The organism is Roseobacter sp. (genome assembly GCF_045106495.1).
GTDB lineage: Bacteria > Pseudomonadota > Alphaproteobacteria > Rhodobacterales > Rhodobacteraceae > Roseobacter.
Genome location: NZ_JBGCEQ010000010.1, coordinates 161372 through 182555, shown reverse-complemented (window position 1 = coordinate 182555; position 21184 = coordinate 161372). Strand labels below are relative to the sequence as shown.

Below are 21184 nucleotides of genomic sequence, written 5' to 3'. Positions count from 1 at the left end.
TTATCGCTCGCGCAAGGCTTCCAGGCGGGCCTTGCGCAACGGTTTTAATAAATAGTCCAGAACAGTGCGCTCGCCGGTCAATATGTCGACGGATGCTACCATACCTGTGCGTATCTCATTGGTCTCGTCGTTCCGTGTCAGCGTATTGGTTTGTGTCCGCACAATGATCGGAAAGTAGGTCTCACCGGTGGTTTCATCGCGTTCCGCATCCGCGCCAATACGGACGACTGTGCCGTCCAGCGCGCCGTAAATGGTAAAATCAAACGACGTAAGCTTTACCTTGGCCGGCAGATCGAGCCGAATGAACGCGATGTCCTCGGGGCGCACGCGTGCCTCGACTTCGAGCTTGTCACCCGCCGGTACAATGCGTGCGACTTCCTCGCCGGGCGCGATCACAGACATCAGCGTGTTGACGTTTAAGACCGACACGATCCCGCCCACGGGCGCGCGCAGGCTGGTGCGCTCAAGCACATCCGAGGCGCGTTTGAGGCTTTCGTCAATAATGCTCAGCTCGTTAAGGGTCTCGGACCGCTCTGCATTGATTTCGGCACGTCGGTTCAGATTTAGCTCTTTAACGCGTGCTTCGGCTTCTTCTAGCGCCGTCACAGCTTGCGCCCGTCGACTGATTACACCATCGCGTTCCTGACGTTTGACGGTCCTTTCGCGTTCGATCGGGATGATCTGCGCTCTAGGCACGACGCCAGAGTCCGCGCGCAACTGGATTTCTTCGTCAAGCAATGCCAGGCTTTCGTCGTTTCTGGCCTGCGCATTGGTCAATTCTTCTATCTCCTGCGCGCGTTGACTGACCTGAGACATCAGGATGGTGCGTTGCGACAGATCAGCGGCCTGGCGGCTGTCAAAAAGCGCCAGCTCACGCAAAGCCAAGGGGCTATCGGGCGCAAGACCGAGGACTGAAAAGTCAGGCGCGTCTTCCTGCTTCAATTCCGCCTCAAGCCGCAAGGCGCGGGCGCGCAGCGCATCCCCCCGTGCCGTGATTTCTCCAAGACTGGCTGAGGCGCCAATGTCGTCAATGCGGATCAGAACTTGGCCCGCTTCGACCGTGTCACCCTCGGAAATCAGGATCTCGCGCACGATACCGCCCTCAAGGCTTTCAATATTGCGGGCGCGTCCTGATGGCACCACAACACCCGTCGCGCGGGCCACTACTTCGACACGCGCCCAGCTTGCCCAGGCAATCGCCACACCAGCAAATGTCACCAGCAGGATCAGGAAAAGGGTCAGGTGCCATCCGCTTCGCGCATCGGCCGCTGCATTATCACCTTCGAATTGCCATTCCGATCCGCTCATGAAGGCACATCCGAGTTTGCGTTTTTGAGCTTTGCTAGAACCGCGTCCTTTGGTCCATGTTGTTGCAATACGCCCCCCGATAGCACAGCAACCTGCGTGACAAGCTGCAGGAGCGCCATACGGTGTGTAGAGATGATGAGTGTCATTGGGCGTCGTTGCAACGCCCGTTCCACACCGGCGATGAATAGCGCTTCCGATTGCATGTCCATGGAGGAGGTTGGCTCATCCAGTATCAAAACGCGCGGTTGTGGCAGCAAGGCGCGCGCCAGCGCCACCATCTGTCGCTGACCGCCCGACAGATTGCGGCCGCGTTCCGATATCTGCATGGCGAACCCGTCGGGATGTGCGGCGGCAATGCGGTCAACGCCCGCGTCACGAGAGGCGCGCAAAATGTCTTCATCACGTGCACCCGGCAAACCAAACGCAATGTTTTCCGCAAGTGATCCGGAAAACAACACCGGTTCCTGCGGCACCAGTTGCACCATGTTGCGCAGTGTCGCAGGGGCGATTTGTTGCGTGTTCAGGCCGTCCAGCAAAAGCAATCCTTCACTGGCGGGCCAAAGGCCGGCCATGACGCGGATAAGGGATGTTTTGCCCGCGCCTATTGGACCAATGACACCCAGATGGCTTTCCGCCGGGACACGCATACTCACATCCTTGAGGGCTGGCAAAACGGAACCATGATAGGTGAGCGACACCTTCTTGAGCTCCAGCATGCCGGTGCGCGATGTCGTATTTATTGCGCGGGTGCGAGCGTCTGCATCGGAAGGTCTTTTCATAAGCTCATCCAGTGAGCGCAAGGTCGACAGCGCAAAGCTGCCGCGCACAAAAAGCCCTGTAACCGCTGCAGTGGGCGCCAAGGCGCGCCCCGAAAGGATCATTGCTGCAATCACAGCTCCCATGGTGATCTGACCATCCAGGGCCAGGTAGACACCAATGACAACGATGCCGATCGATGAGGCCTGTGTAGCCAAAGCCGTGATTGTCGTGGCAAATGTCGCCAGCCGTCGGCTTTTGGCTTGTGCCTGCGCGGCCAGGGCGCTTTGACTTTCCCAGCGGGACTGCATGCGGCTTTGACCTGAAATGGCTTTTAGCGTTTCAATTTCGGCTACGGATTCAGCCGCAACCGATGTTTTGGCGCCACCGGTTGCGCGGTTCTTCTCCGATGCGTTGCGCAAAGGGCGCAAGATCATTAGTCCCATTATCAGTACCAACCCGAGCGCCAGGGCTGGCGGTAGGGCGAGCGGTCCGCCAATGTAATAAATCAGCAGGATAAACAGTATGGCAAAAACGAGATCAATCAGGTTTGCCAGCGTTTGAGACGAAAAAAATTCAGCAACCTGTTCGTAGTCTTTGAGCGTGTTCATCAGCGTGCTGGACTGCGGCGTATCGCCATCCAATTGCAGGTTTGCCACATGGCGGAAGACTGTAGCTGAAACCACGCGGTCGACTTTGCGTCCGATGCGGTCGATGACCCCGGCACGCACCAGTTTGAGCAAAGCGTCAAAGACGAGCGCCAATCCGACGCCCGCAACGAGCGACCACAGGGTGATCAGCGCCGCGTTGGGAAAGACCCGGTCATACACGTTCATGGTAAAGAGTGGCACAACCAGTGCCAGCAAGTTAATCAAAATGGAAGCCAGAATGACCTGTGCATACTCTGTCCAATAGGGTCGCAAAGCACTCCAGAGCCAGTGCCGGGGAGAATTGCCAGAGGTGGTTTGCGTCGGCATTTCCACGTGTTTTTGCAAGACGATAGCGTGGCCCATGTAGCTGTCTTCCAGATCGGACTTGGTCGCTATGAGCGGGTCCGAGGACTGGCTTGGCCTAAGGATTTCAAAGGAACCGTCTGGATGTCGCGCGCGGAGCACACATGCGTCTTTACCGCGCAACAACAGGATGACGGGCAGGACGTCATCCGATACGTCGGCTAGTTGACGACGTATCAGACGCGCCTGAACGCCGTTCCGATCCGCTGCCGTAATCGCGAGCGCAGGGGTCAAGCGCCCATCTGGTGGCAATGCGATCCCGTTGACAAGAACTTCAACCGCCACATCTCGTCCTGCCATACGCATGGCTTCGGCCAGGCTGGCCGCCAATGGATCGCTCGGTTGCGGATCAAATCCCCAGTCTGGATCTTCATTTGCCGGCGTGTCAGATTGGCCATCGTTCGCGATCAAACGCGCCGAAACATGTGCGGCACGCGATTTTTTCTGGCTGGGCGGCTGGGAAATGTCAGACCTCCGTCTCGTGCGTCAATCCGACGGCAAACTCCGGCGCCAGTCACGAAAACTGATCGCGTCGTCCCGCGCTTTGTCCCCTGGCGTGTGCAGCCCCGGCGCACCTTGTTCATTCACGGCATAAGCTGCGCTGTCTTCCGGCGGGGTGATGCCCAGAGCTGACAAGAGTGTTCCCGCAGCAGCGAGCAAACGGTACTTCACGAACACTTCAAGTGATTGGGTGTTCAAAAGATTAGTTTCAGCCTGAAACAGGGCATTTTGCGTATTCAAAACATCAATGAGCGACCGGGCGCCGACATCAAATTCTTGTTCGTATGAGGCCAGCAATTCGCGCGAAAGCTCCGCTTGCCGTGACAAAATCTTGACGCGTCGTTGGGTCGATTCCAGGTTCGCCCAGGATTGACGGACTTCGCGCTCAACCAAACGAGTCTGCGTCAAGAGGCGCGCGCGTTGTTCACTGACGCGCCGGATTTGTTCTTCACGTTGGCCGCGCTTGCGGTTGCCTTGGATCTCGTATCGCAACACCAAACCGATAGAACCTTCATTGACCTCACCTTCAAATCCGCTGACATCCTCGCCGTAACGGGTTTTGGCTTCCAAATCGAGTGTTGGGTATCGATTGGCATTCGCTTGTCTTGACAGGGCTTCTGCTGCGCCGATGTCGGACTGAAAGAACAGGATCGTGGGATTTCTGCGCCAAGCTGTGGCAAGCGTCTGATCCAAGCTGCTTGGCAGTCTGCCGCCGACATCCGGCACGGGGTTGAGATTTTCCGGTGTTACCCCGACGGTTTCCAAAAACAAGATGCGTGCATCCTGATCGGTCAATTCAAACTCAATCAACGTGTCTTCTGCCAGAAATAACCGTTCCTCAGCCTGTTGCAGATCGGCAATGCCCAGAACACCATTGTCAAAGGCGCTTTGAATCCTGCCAAGCACCTCGCGGTGGTATTCCAGATTGACCCGGGCTTTTTCGGTCAGGGCCTGCGTGCGCAGAACCTCACTATAGACACGAATGGCTTCCAAAGACAGAAACTCGGAGCGTTCCAAAACGCGAAATGCAGCCGCATCAATTCTGTAGGCTTGGCGTTCAATTTCCGAACGCGTCGACTTGCCATCATATAAGCGCTGCGTGATCCGTGCGGAAACTTCATAACCGAAAAGGCCATCGTCAGCAGCCGTGAGATCTGACGTGCGTGTCCCGTTGTTGTAGCTGCCCTCTGATCGTCCTTCGAGTTCGACCCGAGGCGCCCAAAAACTGCGGGCTTGATCAAGTTCAAATTCAATCGCTTGCTTGTTGGCCTCGGCGGCCTTGATCTCCGGATTAGTTTCAAGAACAAAGAGGATCGAGTCTTCCAGTGAAAGAGCACTGGTTTGTTGACCGAATACCGACGTCGCCCAAAAAGCGATTACGGGTATGAGATTTTTTTTTCTTGATACCTTGTTGTTCATTGTCTTCTACCGCTTACGTATCCCTCACGCATTGACACGCAAGTGTTACAAGTTTGATATACTACTGTTGGTTGCAGTCTTGTTGCAACTGAGCAGACAGTGCAATATCCCTTCAAAAAATTATCAGAAAGTGGGTCTTTTATGCTCTATCGTGCGCTTGCTGTTATTTTGCTGCTCTTTGCCTCCTCGGCCTCGGCACAAGAATTTGGTACTATAAATTTTGATTTTGATTCCGATAGGTTGGATGCACAAGGTTTGGAAGATGTCGCGCAGATCGCGCAGCAGCTGAAAGAACGTCAAAGCTACAAACCGACAGTCGTGGTTGGGTTTACCGATGCTGTAGGGTCCTTTGGTTACAATGATAATTTGGGTCAGCGTCGTGCAGAGCGTGTCGCTGCTGCGCTGGAAGCACAGGGTGTGCCTGTCAATCGGATCGGTAGCGTGGCATCGCGCGGCGAGCGCGAGCTGCTGGTTAGTGTTGCTGGACCTGAGCGCCGAAATCGCAGAGTGACAGTCACATTGGGCGAGATAATGAACGCATGTCGCACGTATCGCGAGATTCCGCTGACGCCTGCCTCGGTTGGCGAAGAGCTGCAGACAGATCTGGTGGCTCGTTTGACAGAGGCAGTTCAGTCCTTTGATGCACTCGCAGCGTCCCGGCGAGATGGCGCTGCTTTTCAAATGGCAGGAGCGGCACGAGAAGACTGCGGAATAGCCGTTGGATATAGTGCAGACGCTATCCGCAAAACGGAATACGCGCAGAAGTGTTTTTGCAGCTCAGCGCGGATGCAAGCCGCACTCAACTAGTCAAATAACGGCTTGCTGCTGGTTATACATTTTCGTCAGAGGTATCGGCACTGTGACACATCCGGACGTCAGAAATTGAATGACACGCCTGCCATAAATCCCTGCTGTTCGACGTCGTATGAGAACCCGGGTTCTTCTCGATCGACGGAAAGGTAGCGATATCCAAAAACGCCTGATACTGCGTCAGTAAAGTCGTAGCCGACACCACCAAGTACATCGACCATGGACTCAGAACCGGCGCCGAAACCGCCAGCATAAGCCCATCCTGTTGCAAACCATTTGTCTGATATGCTCGTGCGGCCTCGTAAGCCCAGCATGGGGTCAAACCAATTGTCGCCTGACGAAGCACTGATCGCTGGTTGAGTGCCTGCTGTGAGACTCAGGTCCGTCGACACGTTCCAGTAGCGCAATCCTCCGCCAGCCCAGAGAGAGGTCTCGTTGGTGTTTCTGATGCGGTATTCACCCAGCACTGTTCCCAGCGACAAAATTGAATTGACATCGGCGTTGCCAAAATCAGTTCCAGGCGTGGCCCCACCCATGCCCACGTTCACATATTGATAGTCGAAGGTCAGGCCATAGCGGCCTTTGTTTGCACTGAAAATGATCATGCCTGCAAGATCAAGATTCTCAAGTATGTCAGAAAAACTAAGATCAATATCTACAGGTGGCACACCGGGTCCATATTGCACTTGACCCGTTTGCCCGGCGCCCCAAAGATATGGCGTTATCTGATATTCCCATTCTTGCGCTGATTGTGCCAATAGCGAAGCACCGCTTGCGCTTATCGCGGCTGCGGTCAGACAAGATAACCTGACTTTACTGACACTCATAAAACCCAGCCTTTCGGTGCAGCGGGAAAGATTCTTATCTTATATTATCTATGGGCGAGTCGTTTGCGTCAATCTAAAGTGTTTTCGCAGTGTTACGTGGTTAAATTCATGTCAAAAACGCATGCCCTTTGCGCAGGTTCCGAGTGTTCTTAATGAAGTATCCACAGGCCATTTCCGTGGTAGTCCTCCTTATCCGTGTTAACGGAACAAGGCTTGAGGCAACGTCACGTTGAAAACAGCGCCGGGCGTGTCGCTTTGCAAAAGTGCAATGGCACCACCATGCGCCGACACGACACGGTGACAAAATGCAAGACCGACTCCGGTGCCCTTGCCGACATCCTTGGTTGTGAAAAGAGGATCAAAAATTCGCGTAACGATGTTTTCGTCAATTCCTGGACCATTGTCAGCTATGGTTAGCGTGACTGTGCCTGTAGCCAGTTCCGAGAAGCCAGTGAGTTTGATTTTGTCGCCAGTTTCGCTGTCAAGAATAGCGTGAATGGCATTTGTGAGCAGGTTGATTACCACTTGCGATATCTGCAGCTCGTCAACCATCAGATCTGGCAAATCTTCCGGCAACTCCACAGAAATCTCTAAAGTACCATTGCCGGTGAGCGTGCCCACCGCGTCAAGAGCTGTCTGAACGATGTCATGGGCGGACGTGGGTTTGGGGTGCAACGGTTCCTGACGGGCCATGGCCAAGAAGGAACGTACGATTTTCACACAACGCTCCGCTGCCGTTGCCATCTTGTCAACGCGATTGACGTGTTGGGTGCCCTCAAGATCTTCGATCAACATTTCGGTATTGCCCACGATAATGGAAAGTGGGTTGTTCAACTCATGCGCAACACCGGCCAGCAACTCTCCGAGAGCGGACATTTTTTCTGCCTGAAACACTTCAGTACGCTTTTTCGCAAGCTCCGCCTGTACGGCGAGGATACTGGTCAGGTCTTCCATGTTTGATACGATCACGTCCTCACCGCGATATTCAATCAGACGGGCCGAAATACCGGCCGGGAACTCTGTGCCATCCGCCCGGATACCTGTGACGCGCATGTCATCCACGCGCGCATCGGGAAGCAGTGCGGTGATGAAATCCGCGCGTTCCGCTCGTTTAGCAAAATGCGAGAAACTGCTTTTTGCGGGTCCAAGAAGCGCAGTTGCGGCAGGCGACCGGTAGATCACCTGGCCATCACCGATGCGCGACATGGTTAGGCAAGCGGGGCAGGCTTCCAACACTTTACCAAGCAAAACCTCGACTTCGCTTTCCGCGTCCTGCGAAACATCATCATTGGCGCGCTCGGTCTGGGTCAGGATAAATCCTCCATCCGAGCTGGAATTGAGATGGATCACATAAGAGAGACCAGGTCCGGCAGGCGTGATGACCCGATATCCGTCATCCATTGTGCCTATAAGATCGGCTTCGATGATGGAAAGCCGCTTGCAAATCTCGGGAGGATAACAGCCGCTGTTTTGGGCTTCACGCAAGAAGATGTCCCAGGTAGTGCCTTCTGACAAAAAGCTGCCCAAGCGCGGGTTCATTTTTTGAAACGCGCTGTTTGCCATGCGCAGCAAAGCGTCCGCATCAAAAATAACCACGCCATCACTCAACCTGGCGAGTATTTCCAAAAAGAGAGGTTCGAGGGCGGCCGGCCGTGCCACGTCGCTATCCAGCCGTCGCGGTGGTAGCGCAAGCCTCTGACAAACGTACGGCGCCTGAACTGTCTACCGGATCTTGTGTTTCTGTTGCAAAGGTCTCGTCCAGATCCTCGACCATGCCATTGTCAGCCAGTATCGACATCGGATGAGAGGCACGTCGTAACATCACAGCCCGTGTCACTGCAGGCCCGAAGACATCATAAATGTAGCGCTGAACACCGACCACGGAACCTATGACACTGCCTGTGGCCAAGCCGATCCGAGGTTGCCATTGGATGGGATGACTAGCGTTGCGTTGCGCCAGATAACGCAGGAAACGCACGGCTGCGTTGGACACGGCCAGAGCATGGTCCGTTTCAGGGTCGGGCACGCCGGAAACCGATACATAGCTGTCACCATGGGTGCGGATACGTTGGCAGCCGAACTGCTCGCCAATTCGATCCAGCGCGCTGTATATGTCATTGAGATCACTGACAATCACCGCAGGATCATGTTGGCCGAGCAAGAGATCAAATCCGGCGAAATCAAGGGCTAACACCGAAACAGGTTCAAAAATCCGGGGTGCGACGATGCCAAAGGATTTGTACTCTTCATATGCCGCGCGGGGCATCATATCCAGAAGTAGTTTTTCAACCTGCTCCTTTTCCCTTTTGATGTCGCGTGTGTTTCGCTCGACCATCACCGAATAGCTGTCGATCATCGACTCCAGCTCCTTGATGCGGGTAATGTTCTGACACACCAGCACCGCAATCTGGTCGCCGGAATCCTTGGCTCGGTTAAACTCCATCGCAACTGTCATGGTGCGGCGACGCACCTTGAAAGATGCCTCTGTGGTGTGTTTGTTGTCCGACCCCAAATTGGTTTGCAACGCATCCAAATCAAGTGCTGGGAAAAGCTCGGCCAATCTTGTCGCGGTGCCCCGCTCGCCGAACCATTCGGCAAAGGTATCATTGCGAAAGCCAACGCTCATTTCCGAAAGGTCAACCAAAGCCACGCCCACGCCAATGGCGCGTAACAGTTGTTCATTGATCGCTTCAATCGACATTTTGGGGCCTCACAAGCAAGGAACGCCGGTCTTCAAAGGACTTCAGAACGGTATCGATATCCACGCGTTGCAGGTTGAAATCAGACAAGGTGGCATCGACCAATTCTTTCAAACGATCAAAATCTGCATCCCTGACAATGAGGTGCTGATGTGCCCGTTCAATATGGGCGTCGGAAAAGGAGGCCGGGCCGCCCATCAGCGCAGAGACGAACTTTGTTTGGTGATCCATCAGCTTCGGCATGTCGACATCATCAAAATACGGGCCAACGTCATCATCATCAAGCAACCGCTCATAGAGTGCCATTACTATTCTGCTGATTGTCGAAAAGCCGCCGTATTTTTCGAAAAGAGTTTGTTCCAAGGCAGTCACCATTCATATCTTATGCGCCGAAAATCAGGCTGCGCGTCTACATCTGTGCCACCGGGTATCAACATTATCAAGAATTTCGCCGATTATTGGGTTGATCAAATCGGGATCAGTTACGGCCGCCATGTGGGTCGCATCCTGAACAAGACGATGTTCAAAACGGCGCAACTTCAAAGCCATTACATCGGCAATATGCTGAATCTCTACGGGAGACGCGGTTCCCGTTACACATGTTACCGGACAACGCACTGCAGTGGCGTCCGCCTTTGTAAAGCGATCAGACACCAACGCCACATAGTCGTTATGCATTTGGTGCGCTGAGGTGGCGAGCTGAGAGCGCAGGCGAACGTCGGCTTGGCTCCACGCATCCTGACCACACCAGAAATCGAAAAATATTTGCATGGCTTTTCCCGAGGCGCCGGTTTTCAGCGCATTGCGCGACTCTCGGACCGCTTGATTGAACGCCATGGTATGCGGCGTAGAGATACCGTAGGCGTTCCAGACCACGTTGAAAGCTGCTGGATCCACCAATGTTAAACTAAGCACTTTTTCCGGCCACATGCTGGCAATTTTCAAAGCAACGGCACCGCCAAAGGAATGGCCGATCAAGTGCACCGGTTCCGACGAAGTCGCGATCACGGGCAAAAGCGCCCGTGCAATCTCCTGGAGGGTTATGGGTCCGTGGTCGCTGTGTGTTGCAGCGGCACCGTAGCCACACAAATCGGGTGTTAAAACCCGGTATCTATCTTGAAGATCGGTTACCAATTGACGCCATTGGCCGGAATGGCTCGCTGAGCCATGCAAGGCTACAACGGTTGGACGATTGTCTGCTTGAGGACAGGATTTTAGGGCAATAGGAACAGGCATATCTGGGTCTTTCGTATTCTCTCTTTGACCCGAAAGTAGCGCTGCTCCATTTCAGCCAGATGTCTGAAACACTTATGTTTTGTTTCAAGTGTTTCAGGCCGGATTGCATGTTATACGGGACGGGATTGATAACTCGAAATCAACCAGTCTTGTTCTGTTTTCATTACCGCATTGAGAAGCCTGTGCGGTTATTGTATCTCCTCCATGGATGACGTGAATTCGGGATTTTAATCCGAATTATCAAATAACTCCGTCGACGGGCTACCTCGGACATGTTGATATGCTTGCAAGGTTTGCGGAGAAAGTCTCAGTCGACTCTGGTGAGCAGTTCCGCATCGTGAAGCGCGCTTTTGTTCCATGAATAGTCAGCGGGTATTTGAAGGTCGTTTTGAAACGAAACTCGGTGCCTGCATTGCATACGGCTTTCGCATGTAGGCGGTCCAACACAGTGCGTCGTGGTGCATAAAGGGCGCCAACCGGATGCGTAGGTTACGTTGGATTCACAGTGGTTTTAGAGAGATATTGAAAAGTGGTGCTCCGGATCGAAGTCGTATCTCCGTCTTTGATCTGTTTTAAAAGGCCCTCTTGCGGAGTTGTGTCACGCCGTGACGCTTCAACAGATGAGTCGACTACATGTCCGCGTCGCGTGCCGCCCAACCGATGACCAAAACACGTGCGCCAAAGATGATTGCATCATAGCGTTAGTGGTTTTGAAGGAATTGTTTCATGCGAAGGTTCTTTTTGAACTTCTTTTCGGGGCAGTTTCGAGAAGCCGAACGAAGCGCTGCGCGATGTAACCGGCGTCATCGGCGACGCCGTCGATTAGGGAAGAGTCGCAGCAGCGCATAGACCAAAGCCCAATGGGAAACAGACCGCGAGCAGCCGTTGCACTGGTCATTTGTTCAAATGGTCAGAGGCTTCAATAGCGAGAACATGGAGCCAACTGTAGTTTCTTCGTCTTCTTGCTACCCAGAGCGCCGTTTTTGTTGCCAGCGGCAAGGGTGAGTTTGGTGGGTTCGGCGCGCGGGACATCGACGAACCGTTCGGGTGGTCTAGTGGCGGCGCATTGATCTTTTGGTCCGCATTGAAACGGTCGATCTTGTTTAGCATCCGCTCACACCCAGCCGGTGGCACCGTGACACAGGCGCCCAAATCAAATCTGACAAACACTTAGTTTGCGATAGCTACTCGTGCGCGACCATATGTAAGGCCACCGCTAGCAAAAAAAGTAGCTAGTTTCTGGGTTACTTGATGGCTACGCCCGGCAAGCTGAAAAGAAGGATTCTGCAACAGTAAAGATAGCGGCGCATCGGCTTTCCGGGCGGCTGAGGTAACCGCTTCTGTGGCACTAATACACGATGCCGCGGCCCCAGCAGTGCCGCGAGGCTTGAGCTTGACGACCCGAACAAAGGGTCACGTCGTGTCCCGTGGCCAGCGTTACATGTGGCAGTTGTATGCCTTTGGTCGAAAATCCAACAACGAGCACATCGCCGAGTGCAGTTTTGTAGGAGTTTTGATAGTATTTGTGCGTGACATGGTGATTTGACGCGTCGACTTTCATCGCGAAATCGGAATTTTGCGCTGTATCGCAAACTCCCGTAGCGACGATCAAACATTGATCATACCAGGTCTAGCGATGCGTCGTCACCCTGTATCCCGATCTGGATTGGGATACTGATAGAACGGATGTGCACAAAGTGTCCGGCACGCTGAAGCTTCGACATTAGCAGTGCAAGAATTCCGCGACAGTGTTTGTGCATGAAATCGGCCGGTTGCGCCCCGGCCAAGGCAAGTCCAGGCGAACGGGCGATCGAAATCAGTGTTAACAGGTGCAGCGACAACCAACGTTCCTGCAACCATTTTTGGTCCAGGTTTCCATGCTCAGAAAGCACGTGATCAAAACTCTTGCGTGCCAGGTGATGGTGGCAAGCCAGTCCGGCGCTTCCTGCGTCTACGGAAATTGAGACTGTCTTTTATTTCACGGTTTTCGATATGAAATCAATAATCTGTAGTCTTTTCAGTGAATCGGTGTTTGCCAAGCACCGCATTTATCAAGAAAACCCTTGGTGGCACGTGGCATGTTTTGCGGGGTTGCACGCCAAAGATGATCGCGCCAGCCATCGTTTATCTCACGATCAATTCCAGACCAGTGACGGGTGCGTCCCTAGATGTTTTGAAGTGGGTGCGTGTTGTGTCCAATCGATTGCGCACCTGATCGGTGAAGCCAGGGACTCGTTGCTCATCCATGTTGGCCTCAACGCTGGTCTTAAGGTGGCAAGTTTTATCTGGTGTGCGGAGGCAATGTTCCCGAACCCTGCGGGATTCAAGTTGCCAAGGTCGACAGCAAATATTCAAGCGGCGATGGGGCTCTATTTCCGCCACGCCCCGGAGTAGTGTCATCACTATCCACCTATGATGCCTACCGCACAGCCGCAGCCGTTAAAGCTCAAACGGCAATGTGTATCGCTCAACCAATCGGCACTGTCGCGAAATGTGAAATTCGCCGGATCAGGTTGCGCGCGGACCGCTGCAATAGTGCCCAATAATTTGGGGACATCGACGCCGTTCGTTGCGATTTTTGTGGTCTTTTTGACAATTTGAATTTCCATTTTTGTTTCTGTGGTTGCCGGATCGATGGCGGGAGTTAGCTGGCCGCGGTGAAAAGCTAATCATTGGGACGAGAATGGCCTGGCCACGTGCTTGAACCGTGTGACATGCCTGCCGAGGAGATATCTCTTTGTGACATCACTTAGCCGCCCTATTCGTTTCAGATGTTTCATTTTTATGTCCGCTTTTCGCATAACGATCATCAACGCCACAAAAGAAAAAGACTGCCCAATGGGAACTGGGCGGCAAGTCATTTTTGATTGGCTTTTGGTCATTATACCTGGGCGGAAAGGGTCTGAGGCGCATCATATCTTGCGCTTGGTGTCGACATCGAGAGGGTCTTTTCGGATTGAGTCATCTCGATCGGGACATCTTCGAACAGAGGCGTCGAAAGGTACCGTTCACCTGTGTCGGGTATCATGGCTAGGATCGTTGCTCCCTCCGGCGCTCTCTTGGCAACCTCCATGGCGGCAGCAAAAGTTGCGCCGCCACTGACACCGCAGAAAATACCTTCCTGTCGTGCAAGCGCTTTGGCCATGACCATCGCTGCGGCGCCTGGCACGGGCTGAACCTGATCAATGTTTCCCGCCTGCAACACATCATTCGTGAGTTTGGATATGAAATCAGGTGTCCAACCCTGCATCACGTGAGGGTGAAAAACGGGGTGGCTTTCCGCCGGGCTACCGTCCGCTTGGAAAGGTTGCACAATACCACTGCTGAGCAGAGCGGCGTTGTCGGGCTCGGCCGCGACGATTTGAGTAGTGGGGCTCAGGCGTTTTAGTCCTCGGGCAACACCATTGATTGTGCCGCCCGTGCCAAAACCGGACACCCAGTAGTCCAACCCGATGTTTTCAAAATCTCGCGCAATTTCAACAGCCGTCGTTGCCTCATGATAAGCCGCATTTGCAGGGTTTTCGAATTGACGTGACTGAAACCAACCATGCGTCTCGGCCAACTCTCGGGCTTTTCGGACCATGCCCGTACCTTTTTCAGATGCGGGCGTCAGAACCACTTGTACGCCCAGAAAACGCATGAGTTTGCGGCGTTCGACACTGAAACTTTCTGCCATGGTCACAACCAATGGGTAGCCTTTTTGTGCGCAGACCATGGCAAGCCCGATGCCGGTGTTTCCACTGGTGGCCTCAACGATCGTTTGGCCCGGGCGCAACGAGCCGTCCTGTTCGGCTGCTTCGATCACACCCACGGCAAGGCGGTCCTTGACGGAGCCCATCGGATTAAAAGCTTCGAGTTTGACGTAGAGATCCACATGCTGGGGGCCAAGTTTTTGGATGCGAACGACGGGCGTGTTGCCGACAGTGTCCAGTATTGAGTCAAATCGTTTGGTCATTGGAAAGTCTTTCATATAGAGGGCAGCACTTTTTTCTGGCGCTGCCAAAGAGAAGGGTATTTGGTTCAAAACCTGCGAACGAGTTGGTGGAGGTGGTCGCGGTGGTCGAAACCCAATTCCTTCATGCTGCGCACGCCGATGTCTTGCAGCAGGCGATCATCCAGCGCGGACACACTGTTGTAGCTTGGCAGGCGACGGCGCAGGCTCGGCAGTAGGTTTGTGACTGACTTAATCACCGATTGAATGGTGATATGTCCCGCACATTGAGCCCGTATCATCGAATTTGTGGCTGAAACGGTCATGGGCGTTACTCCTTCTCATCACAGAGTTTCAGTTCAAAAAGTCGGATCATTCAAATCCGATGCATCTGGTTCTGGCGGTCTCGTGTTGCAGTCTGATGTCGTCTTATTGGGATTCATGTTTCAATTTTATCTCAGTCAAGAAAATCCAAAGAAAAGTAAAAAAATGATATTAAACAATAAGGTATCCGGATGCCGTAAAGTGGAAGCGAACAAACCTTAGAAACAATTGAAACAATTGAACGCTGGCGTGAAAATAGACTGAAACAATACAGAACTAGAGTGGCGACATGGATCAGACGACCCAATGCACCAAAGGCGATAACGTTGTAGCTTTGCGCGATGCGCTCGAAGCGGTGTCCGAGGGTGTGGCCGTTTTCGATTGCGACAACGTATTGGTCACGTGCAATCAGCAGTATGTCGACATGTTTCCGAGAATTGCCGAACTGATAGTACCAGGAACACCATGGGATGACATTCTCTCAGCGTGTCTGGACAAAGGCGAATTTGTTGACCCCTTTGGTGACAAACAGGCTTTTCTCAACCGCGCGTCCATTCATCGCGTGAATTTTGAACGAGATGTCATTGCAGAGCACTTTGACGGGCGCACATATTTGGTGCGATTCAAACCTGCATTAGATGGAGGATGTATCGTCACTCGAAGTGACGTTTCCGAACAGCATACTACTGATGCGATAGTACATGATCGCGAAACCTTGCTGGCCACGGTTTTGGATACCAGCCCTGTCGCGATTGTTCTGTCGCAACTGGATGACGGAAAGATCATCTATCGCTCGCAAGAGGCCCGCTCGATATTTGGCGAAACAACCCATGCCTTTCAACACCATCCCACCAGAAAAGGGTATTTGGGGTATATTGAAACGCTGCATGAAAACAGTGCTAGTCAGCCGTCGAATGTTCTGTGCCGGCGTTTTGATGGGACGGAATTCGAAGCTTCGGCAGCAGGGCGCATCGTTGAATTCACCGGTCGAGCCTGTGTCGTGTCGGCCTACACTGATTTGTCAGAAGAAATGGAGCGCGACGCTTTGATCCGGCAGGTTTTGCAAGCTTGTCCGGCGCCCATTCGTATGCTGGATTTGCAGACGGGTGAGACATTGTTTTCCAGCCCTGAAACCACAGCGTTGTTCGGCGAAGCGAAACCACCCGAAGAATACTATGTCAACAAGAGGGACCGAGAGAAGTTTCTGGCAGAGATCCATAAATACGGCCTCGTGAAGGAATTTAAAGCGCAATTTTACAATCGAGATGGTGTGGCCATTTGGTGTGCAGTCTCAGCACGCCTGATCCGATTTAATGGACACCCTACGATCGTCACGCACTCTCGGGATTTGACCGAAGAGTTGAAAGTTGAGGCTCAACTTACAACGCAGCGCGAAGCGATCTATCAAAACGAGAAAATGTCGGCGTTGGGGGAACTGCTTGCTGGCGTGGCACATGAGTTGAACAACCCTCTTTCAGTCGTGGTCGGGCACTCGTTGATGTTGCGTGAAGACACACAGGACGCCGACATGTTGCGGCAGGTTGATAAAATCAGTGGAGCGGCGGAACGGTGTGCCAAGATCGTCAAAACCTTCCTGTCAATGGCCCGGCAACAACCCTCAAAAATGGAGGTTACCGACATAAACGAGATTGTGCGCATTGCCGTTGATGTGGCGCGCTATGGCGACTTGGGAAATACGCTGGAAATCGATTATGAGCTCGCTGAGGATCTGCCCAGATGCGAAGCAGATAGCGATCAGATCACGCAGGTGGTGTTGAATTTGCTTTTGAACGCCGCGCAGGCGATACAAATCACGGAAACTGGCGACAGAGTCACGGTACGCACGCGTGCATCCCGCAACGGGCAAAGCGCGGTCATTGAAGTCGAAGACAATGGACCGGGCATACCCGACGCCCAGCACTCCCGTATATTTGAGCCATTTTTTACAACAAAGGATGTGGGCGAAGGCACAGGCATTGGTCTCACGATTTGTCACCGAATTATCATGTCCCACAAAGGTGCCATCACAATAGATAAGAGCAAAAAGGTTGGGGCCCGATTTTTGATCGCATTGCCGACACTGACACAGGCGCAACTTGAAGCGGCGTGCAAACCCATTGAGGCTAGGCCAACGGATTTGCCAGCCCGAATTCTAATTGTGGACGACGAAGCGGATGTTGCAGACCTTAATGCTGAAATATTGACCCGCGCAGGGTATGCAGTGGATGTTGTAAATGAAGCTGCGCTGGGTCTCGAGATGCTGGCGCAAGCCGAGTACAACCTGATCTTGAGCGATCTCAACATGCCGGAAGTGGATGGCCGAGGATTTTTCGACGCTATCAAAAGCGATTTTCCGGCTCTGGTCACACGGATCGGGTTTGTGACCGGAGACACCATGGGCACCGCGTCGCAAAGCTTCTTGAAAGAAGCCCAACGCCCGTTTCTTGAAAAACCGGTGTCGCCAAGGGAACTGCGATCTTTTGTTGCAGACATTCTGAACAACGTGGGAGCGCAGGCATGAGTGACGTCCAACCGAAAATTCTGGTTTGTGACGACGAGCCGGACGTGCGTGATATGCTGCGAGAATACCTTGTACGTCGTGGGTTTGAAGTTGTTGTAGCTGAGAACGGAACAACCTTGCGGGCGCAACTCGAGGCTCACGAAATTGACTTGATCCTACTGGATATCAACATGCCGGGAGAAGACGGGTTGTCGCTTCTTAGGGGGCTTCGGCCCGAAAATCCGGTAGCAGTTGTAATGTTGACGGCTGCGGGTGAAGTGATCGACCGCATCCTCGGTTTGGAAATGGGAGCTGATGACTATTTGGCAAAACCGGTTGATCTGCGCGAGCTTGAAGCCCGAGTCAAAGCTGTTTTGCGTCGCAAACGAGTGCCTGACATTGTGCCGGACACATCGGCAAAGGTTGGAAAAACCGCCACATTCGGGGCATTTACGCTTGACCTTGAAGCGGCAAAATTATTTTCCGAGTCCGGGGAGGACGTGCCCTTGACGGCTATGGAATTCAGCCTGCTCCGTGTATTTGCAGAGAATAAGTCGCGTGTGCTCAATCGAGATCAACTCCTCGAACAGGCCCATGACCGCTCTTGGGACCCCTTCGATCGAAGCATTGATATTCGGATTTCCCGGTTGCGCCGAAAGATCGAGAGTAACCCGCAGAAACCGACCATCATTCGGACTGTTCGCGGAATTGGCTACATTTACGACGGGTGATTTAAAGAAGATCACCGGGCAAAACCTCGGGAGGAATTGCCCCTGCAGACATCAGCAGGTGCCATCCCAAAACCAGATTGCTGCTCAGCACCGGCACGCCAAGCTTCCGTTGCAATTGTGGAATGACATCCAGAGTGCGCAGGTTTGTGCAGGATAAAAACAAGGCGTCCACATCCTTGGCCGCCATCAGTCGAAGTGCCGCGTTTTTTATCGATGCCGCATCAATGCGCGCAACTTTGGCCTCTTCCTCTTCGGCAAAAGATCCGAAGACGGGCGTTTTTATGCCTTGATCGCCAAGAGTTTTACGCAACTGCCCGGATACGCTCTCCACATACGGCGACAGTAAAGCGATGCGATTGACTTGCAGGGCTTTACATGCCGCGAAAAGCGCGGAGACGGGTTCCGTCACCGCCTTTGCTTCGGTGCCTTCACGTATGCACTCTGCAACACGCGTGGCACCGATCTGTGCCGTTCCGGAAGTGCAGCCGTAGCCGATGACATCAAAGTTGACGCCGCGGGGTAGCAGGCTTGCCGCGGCCTTCAGGTGATGCTCCATTTGCGAAAGGGTCTCAGTACTGACGGTGGTGGCCGAGGGCACCCTTGAGACGCGCAGGCTGACCGATGCCGGTAACAATGCGCGCAAGTCGTCTTCTAGCGTCACATCGGATTGCAAGACGATCAGGCCGAGTTGTGGGGGGAGGCTCTTCAGAACCGAATAGGAGAATACCTGTTCTGCCATTACGCGAGCTCCCGCATGTGGCGTGGTGCAGGCGCGGAGAGATAGGCAGCGCCATTTTCTGTGATCACGATGTCTTCTTCATGCACCAGCGTTTGGCCTGGCGCGATTGAAACTCCTGGCTCAAGCGTCAGAACCATGCCCGGGGCGAGCACTGTCTCATCCTGCGCGATCAGTGATGGCCATTCTGTCAGTTGCATCCCCAGCCCATGGCCCATGCGCCCAGCGTCGGATCCACCTGCTCCACCGGTCACGATCTGGTCCATGCAGTGAAACAACTCCGCTGCGGTTACGCCCGGACGGGCCTTGTCAAAAGCCGCCGCGGAGGCGTCAAGCAGTTTCACATATGCCTCTTCTGCTTCAGCCGCAATTGGGCCCACGGCAAAATTGCGGTCAAAGTCGCAGTAATACCCATCCCGCACCAAACCCGTGTCCAACATCAAAACATCGCCCGAGCGTAGCGGATCTGGAGTTGCTGGCGAAATGACATCGCCGTATCCGCCGGGGCCTGCGGCGCCAGCAAGATAGCCGACCCAATCGGCGCCTTCTTCAAGGCAAAGCATTTGAAACCGTCGGAAAACAGTGTCCAGCGCGGCGCCGACATGCGCAATCTCTGCCACACGCGCAAAGCTGCGGTTCGCGATCGCGCAGGTTTCGCGTATTTTTGCAATCTCGCGATCTGATTTGATCATCCGTAAGTTGCGGACGATGCTCTTATCGCAGACCATTTTACGTAACCCAATCCGGGATTGCAGCGCAGTCCAGGATGACAGCGGCATACGCAGGTGGCTTTCGGTTCCGCTGGGGACACCGATGCGGCCTTTCGCGGAAACTTGCTCCATGATGCAGGCAGCCAAAAGCGAAACGCCATCGTCTGAATAGTCCGGCGACCGCCAGGTGCGGATATCGTCAATCCAGCTTTGCCCCATCAAATGGCTTCCAATTGAGGGAATAATGGCAATGGGGTCGGTTGATTGTGGCAACAGCACAAACCAGGGTCGGGTCGGGCTCTCCCAAAAACGTGTGAGAAACCCGGTAAAATAACGCACCTCAGGCTCGGTGGTCAGCAAAAGCGCGTCCAGATCGGAGGCGTTCATTAGCTCTTGCGCGCGCGTGACCCTTTGGCGGTATTCTTCTGTGGGAAACCCACGATCTTTGGCGATCACCCTTCCGGTCCTTCACTCAGAATGAGCAAGACGCGGGACTGATGATCTAACGCAAGCGCTGCGCGATGTGGCGGGCTGGCGATCAGGGCCGCCAGACCTGCCGCACCAGAAGGTGTACTCTTAAGTTCGACCTGGGCTGCAGCGTCGGCACCTGCGCGCCCTTCATCTTCACTGAGCGTCACAAAAAAATCGGCGTCCTTGGATAAACCTTTGAGTGCGATGAGCGAAGGCTCCTTGCAATCCAAACGCCCCATTTGCGATGCCGGACCCGTCGTTTGTGCGGGCTCCGCCTTGTCAATTGAAGTGATAAGGGCTGGGGCAAATTCAGGCTCAACCACAATGACCAGCGGTCCATCTCCCCAATGATCACGCGCTATCGCGGCTGCCGCGCCAGCTAGCCCGCCAACCCCCGCCTGCAAAAAGATATGTGTAGGCTGCGCTTCAATTTGCGTGAATACTTCCGCCATCAGCGCAAGATAACCTTCCATCAAGCGGTGTGGACGTTCCAAATATCCAGGCCAGGAACTGTCAGATAACAACACCGCGCCTTGATCCTTGGCGGCTTTTGCAGCCGCTTGCATGCTAGCCTCATAATTATCGCCTTCGCGCACCACTTCCGACCCTTCCTGCTTCAGCCTGTCCGCAAAAGCCTCTGGAACAGTCTGTGCAATGTACACGATAGAACGCGCACCAAAGGCAGCCGCGCCCGCCGCAACTGACATGCCGTGATTGCCGGCGCTTGCCGTGATGTAAGTAGTTCCTGCAGCCTTTCCTGCGGCATGATCGCAGGCGACGACATAGGCCGCGCCTAGTGCTTTGAAGCTACCCAGACCCATGCGCGCGCGTTCGTCCTTGATTGTGACCTCTGCCACTTCACATTGCGCCGCGAGCGCTTGCGAGGTCAAAAGTGGCGACACTTCTGCGCGGGGGCATCGCTTCAACATATCCACAGGCTTCTGAGAGGCGACACTGGGCGCTGGAACATCCTCCAAATCAGGATGAGGCAGCCCGTGGCCACGAAATGGGTTTGTCAGAATTTTCATGATCCGACCGTGCGCCAGATTGGACGGGGGGTCAATTCTCCAACAAGAGGGGTGTCATAATGTCTGAGGAAAAATCGCGCCTTTTTTGAGGTCAACAGAAGCCCATCTTCGAAGTCTCGCAGTCGCTTTTTGAGCAAACGCAACCGTGCATCGGTGTGTCCCGTCTTGTACGGATTGAGAAGAA

18 protein-coding genes are annotated in these 21184 nt (G+C 53.8%); 4 read left to right on the top strand and 14 right to left on the bottom strand.

Features of this window, described 5'->3' with window-relative positions:
• From AB8B75_RS07930 to AB8B75_RS07920, 3 genes are all read right to left on the bottom strand, one after another.
• Positions 1-1308 (bottom strand): HlyD family type I secretion periplasmic adaptor subunit, encoded by a 1308-nt coding sequence (locus tag AB8B75_RS07930; protein ID WP_405361240.1) that lies wholly within the window; start codon positions 1306-1308, stop codon positions 1-3.
• Positions 1305-3488 carry a type I secretion system permease/ATPase gene (locus tag AB8B75_RS07925; RefSeq protein ID WP_405361239.1) on the bottom strand — a complete coding sequence of 728 codons (2184 nt, stop codon included), beginning with the start codon at positions 3486-3488 and terminating at the stop codon, positions 1305-1307. Before AB8B75_RS07925 ends, AB8B75_RS07930 begins: the two co-directional genes overlap by 4 nt.
• A 75-nt stretch (positions 3489-3563) precedes the next feature.
• Positions 3564-4997 (bottom strand): TolC family outer membrane protein, encoded by a 1434-nt coding sequence (locus AB8B75_RS07920; protein WP_405361238.1) that lies wholly within the window; start codon positions 4995-4997, stop codon positions 3564-3566.
• 141 nt (positions 4998-5138) lie between these two features.
• Between AB8B75_RS07920 and AB8B75_RS07915 the strand changes: the two genes are divergently transcribed.
• The gene (locus tag AB8B75_RS07915) at positions 5139-5804 is read left to right on the top strand and encodes an OmpA family protein (RefSeq protein ID WP_405361236.1); all 666 of its coding nucleotides are present in this window, start codon (positions 5139-5141) and stop codon (positions 5802-5804) included.
• Between the two features lie 68 nt (positions 5805-5872).
• Here the strand turns inward: AB8B75_RS07915 and AB8B75_RS07910 are convergent, their stop codons facing one another.
• The 5 genes from AB8B75_RS07910 to AB8B75_RS07890 all read right to left on the bottom strand — a co-directional run bounded on the left by AB8B75_RS07910 (position 5873) and on the right by AB8B75_RS07890 (position 10569).
• A complete protein-coding gene (locus AB8B75_RS07910) occupies positions 5873-6634 on the bottom strand; it encodes a hypothetical protein (protein WP_405361234.1) in 762 nt (253 codons plus the stop codon).
• Between the two features lie 198 nt (positions 6635-6832).
• Positions 6833-8293 carry a sensor histidine kinase gene (locus AB8B75_RS07905; RefSeq protein WP_405361233.1) on the bottom strand — a complete coding sequence of 487 codons (1461 nt, stop codon included), beginning with the start codon at positions 8291-8293 and terminating at the stop codon, positions 6833-6835.
• Positions 8294-8297: 4 nt separating this feature from the next.
• Entirely contained in the window at positions 8298-9335 is a 1038-nt protein-coding gene (locus tag AB8B75_RS07900) for an adenylate/guanylate cyclase domain-containing protein (protein ID WP_405361232.1), read from the bottom strand.
• Positions 9325-9696 (bottom strand): group 1 truncated hemoglobin, encoded by a 372-nt coding sequence (locus AB8B75_RS07895; protein ID WP_405361230.1) that lies wholly within the window; start codon positions 9694-9696, stop codon positions 9325-9327. Before AB8B75_RS07895 ends, AB8B75_RS07900 begins: the two co-directional genes overlap by 11 nt.
• A gap of 33 nt (positions 9697-9729) precedes the next feature.
• Positions 9730-10569: an alpha/beta fold hydrolase gene (locus AB8B75_RS07890; protein WP_405361229.1), complete on the bottom strand. Its 840-nt coding sequence runs from the start codon at positions 10567-10569 to the stop codon at positions 9730-9732.
• Between the two features lie 1992 nt (positions 10570-12561).
• On the opposite strand from AB8B75_RS07890, the gene AB8B75_RS07885 reads away from it, so the two are divergent.
• Positions 12562-12963 (top strand): hypothetical protein, encoded by a 402-nt coding sequence (locus tag AB8B75_RS07885; protein WP_405361227.1) that lies wholly within the window; start codon positions 12562-12564, stop codon positions 12961-12963.
• An 8-nt stretch (positions 12964-12971) separates the two neighbouring features.
• On the opposite strand, the gene AB8B75_RS07880 is transcribed toward AB8B75_RS07885, so the two are convergent.
• From AB8B75_RS07880 to AB8B75_RS07870, 3 genes are all read right to left on the bottom strand, one after another.
• Entirely contained in the window at positions 12972-13178 is a 207-nt protein-coding gene (locus tag AB8B75_RS07880) for a hypothetical protein (RefSeq protein WP_405361225.1), read from the bottom strand.
• Between the two features lie 272 nt (positions 13179-13450).
• Positions 13451-14524, bottom strand: coding sequence for a PLP-dependent cysteine synthase family protein (locus AB8B75_RS07875; RefSeq protein WP_405361224.1), 1074 nt, complete (start codon positions 14522-14524; stop codon positions 13451-13453).
• A gap of 65 nt (positions 14525-14589) precedes the next feature.
• Positions 14590-14826 carry a hypothetical protein gene (locus tag AB8B75_RS07870; protein ID WP_405361222.1) on the bottom strand — a complete coding sequence of 79 codons (237 nt, stop codon included), beginning with the start codon at positions 14824-14826 and terminating at the stop codon, positions 14590-14592.
• Positions 14827-15113: 287 nt separating this feature from the next.
• On the opposite strand from AB8B75_RS07870, the gene AB8B75_RS07865 reads away from it, so the two are divergent.
• On the top strand, positions 15114-17345 hold the full coding sequence (locus AB8B75_RS07865; RefSeq protein WP_405361220.1) for an ATP-binding protein: 2232 nt from the start codon (positions 15114-15116) through the stop codon (positions 17343-17345).
• Positions 17342-18055 carry a response regulator gene (locus tag AB8B75_RS07860; protein ID WP_405361218.1) on the top strand — a complete coding sequence of 238 codons (714 nt, stop codon included), beginning with the start codon at positions 17342-17344 and terminating at the stop codon, positions 18053-18055. The genes AB8B75_RS07865 and AB8B75_RS07860 overlap by 4 nt, the downstream gene beginning before the upstream one ends.
• Position 18056: 1 nt before the next feature.
• Here AB8B75_RS07860 and AB8B75_RS07855 read toward each other — a convergent pair whose 3' ends face one another.
• From AB8B75_RS07855 to AB8B75_RS07845, 3 genes are read right to left on the bottom strand one after another with little or no spacing between them, the layout of a single operon-like run.
• On the bottom strand, positions 18057-18794 hold the full coding sequence (locus AB8B75_RS07855; RefSeq protein ID WP_405361216.1) for an Asp/Glu racemase: 738 nt from the start codon (positions 18792-18794) through the stop codon (positions 18057-18059).
• The gene (locus AB8B75_RS07850; protein WP_405361398.1) at positions 18794-19954 is read right to left on the bottom strand and encodes a M24 family metallopeptidase; all 1161 of its coding nucleotides are present in this window, start codon (positions 19952-19954) and stop codon (positions 18794-18796) included. Before AB8B75_RS07850 ends, AB8B75_RS07855 begins: the two co-directional genes overlap by 1 nt.
• The gene (locus AB8B75_RS07845) at positions 19954-21000 is read right to left on the bottom strand and encodes a pyridoxal-phosphate dependent enzyme (protein WP_405361215.1); all 1047 of its coding nucleotides are present in this window, start codon (positions 20998-21000) and stop codon (positions 19954-19956) included. The genes AB8B75_RS07850 and AB8B75_RS07845 overlap by 1 nt, the downstream gene beginning before the upstream one ends.
• Positions 21001-21184 lie beyond the last annotated feature (184 nt).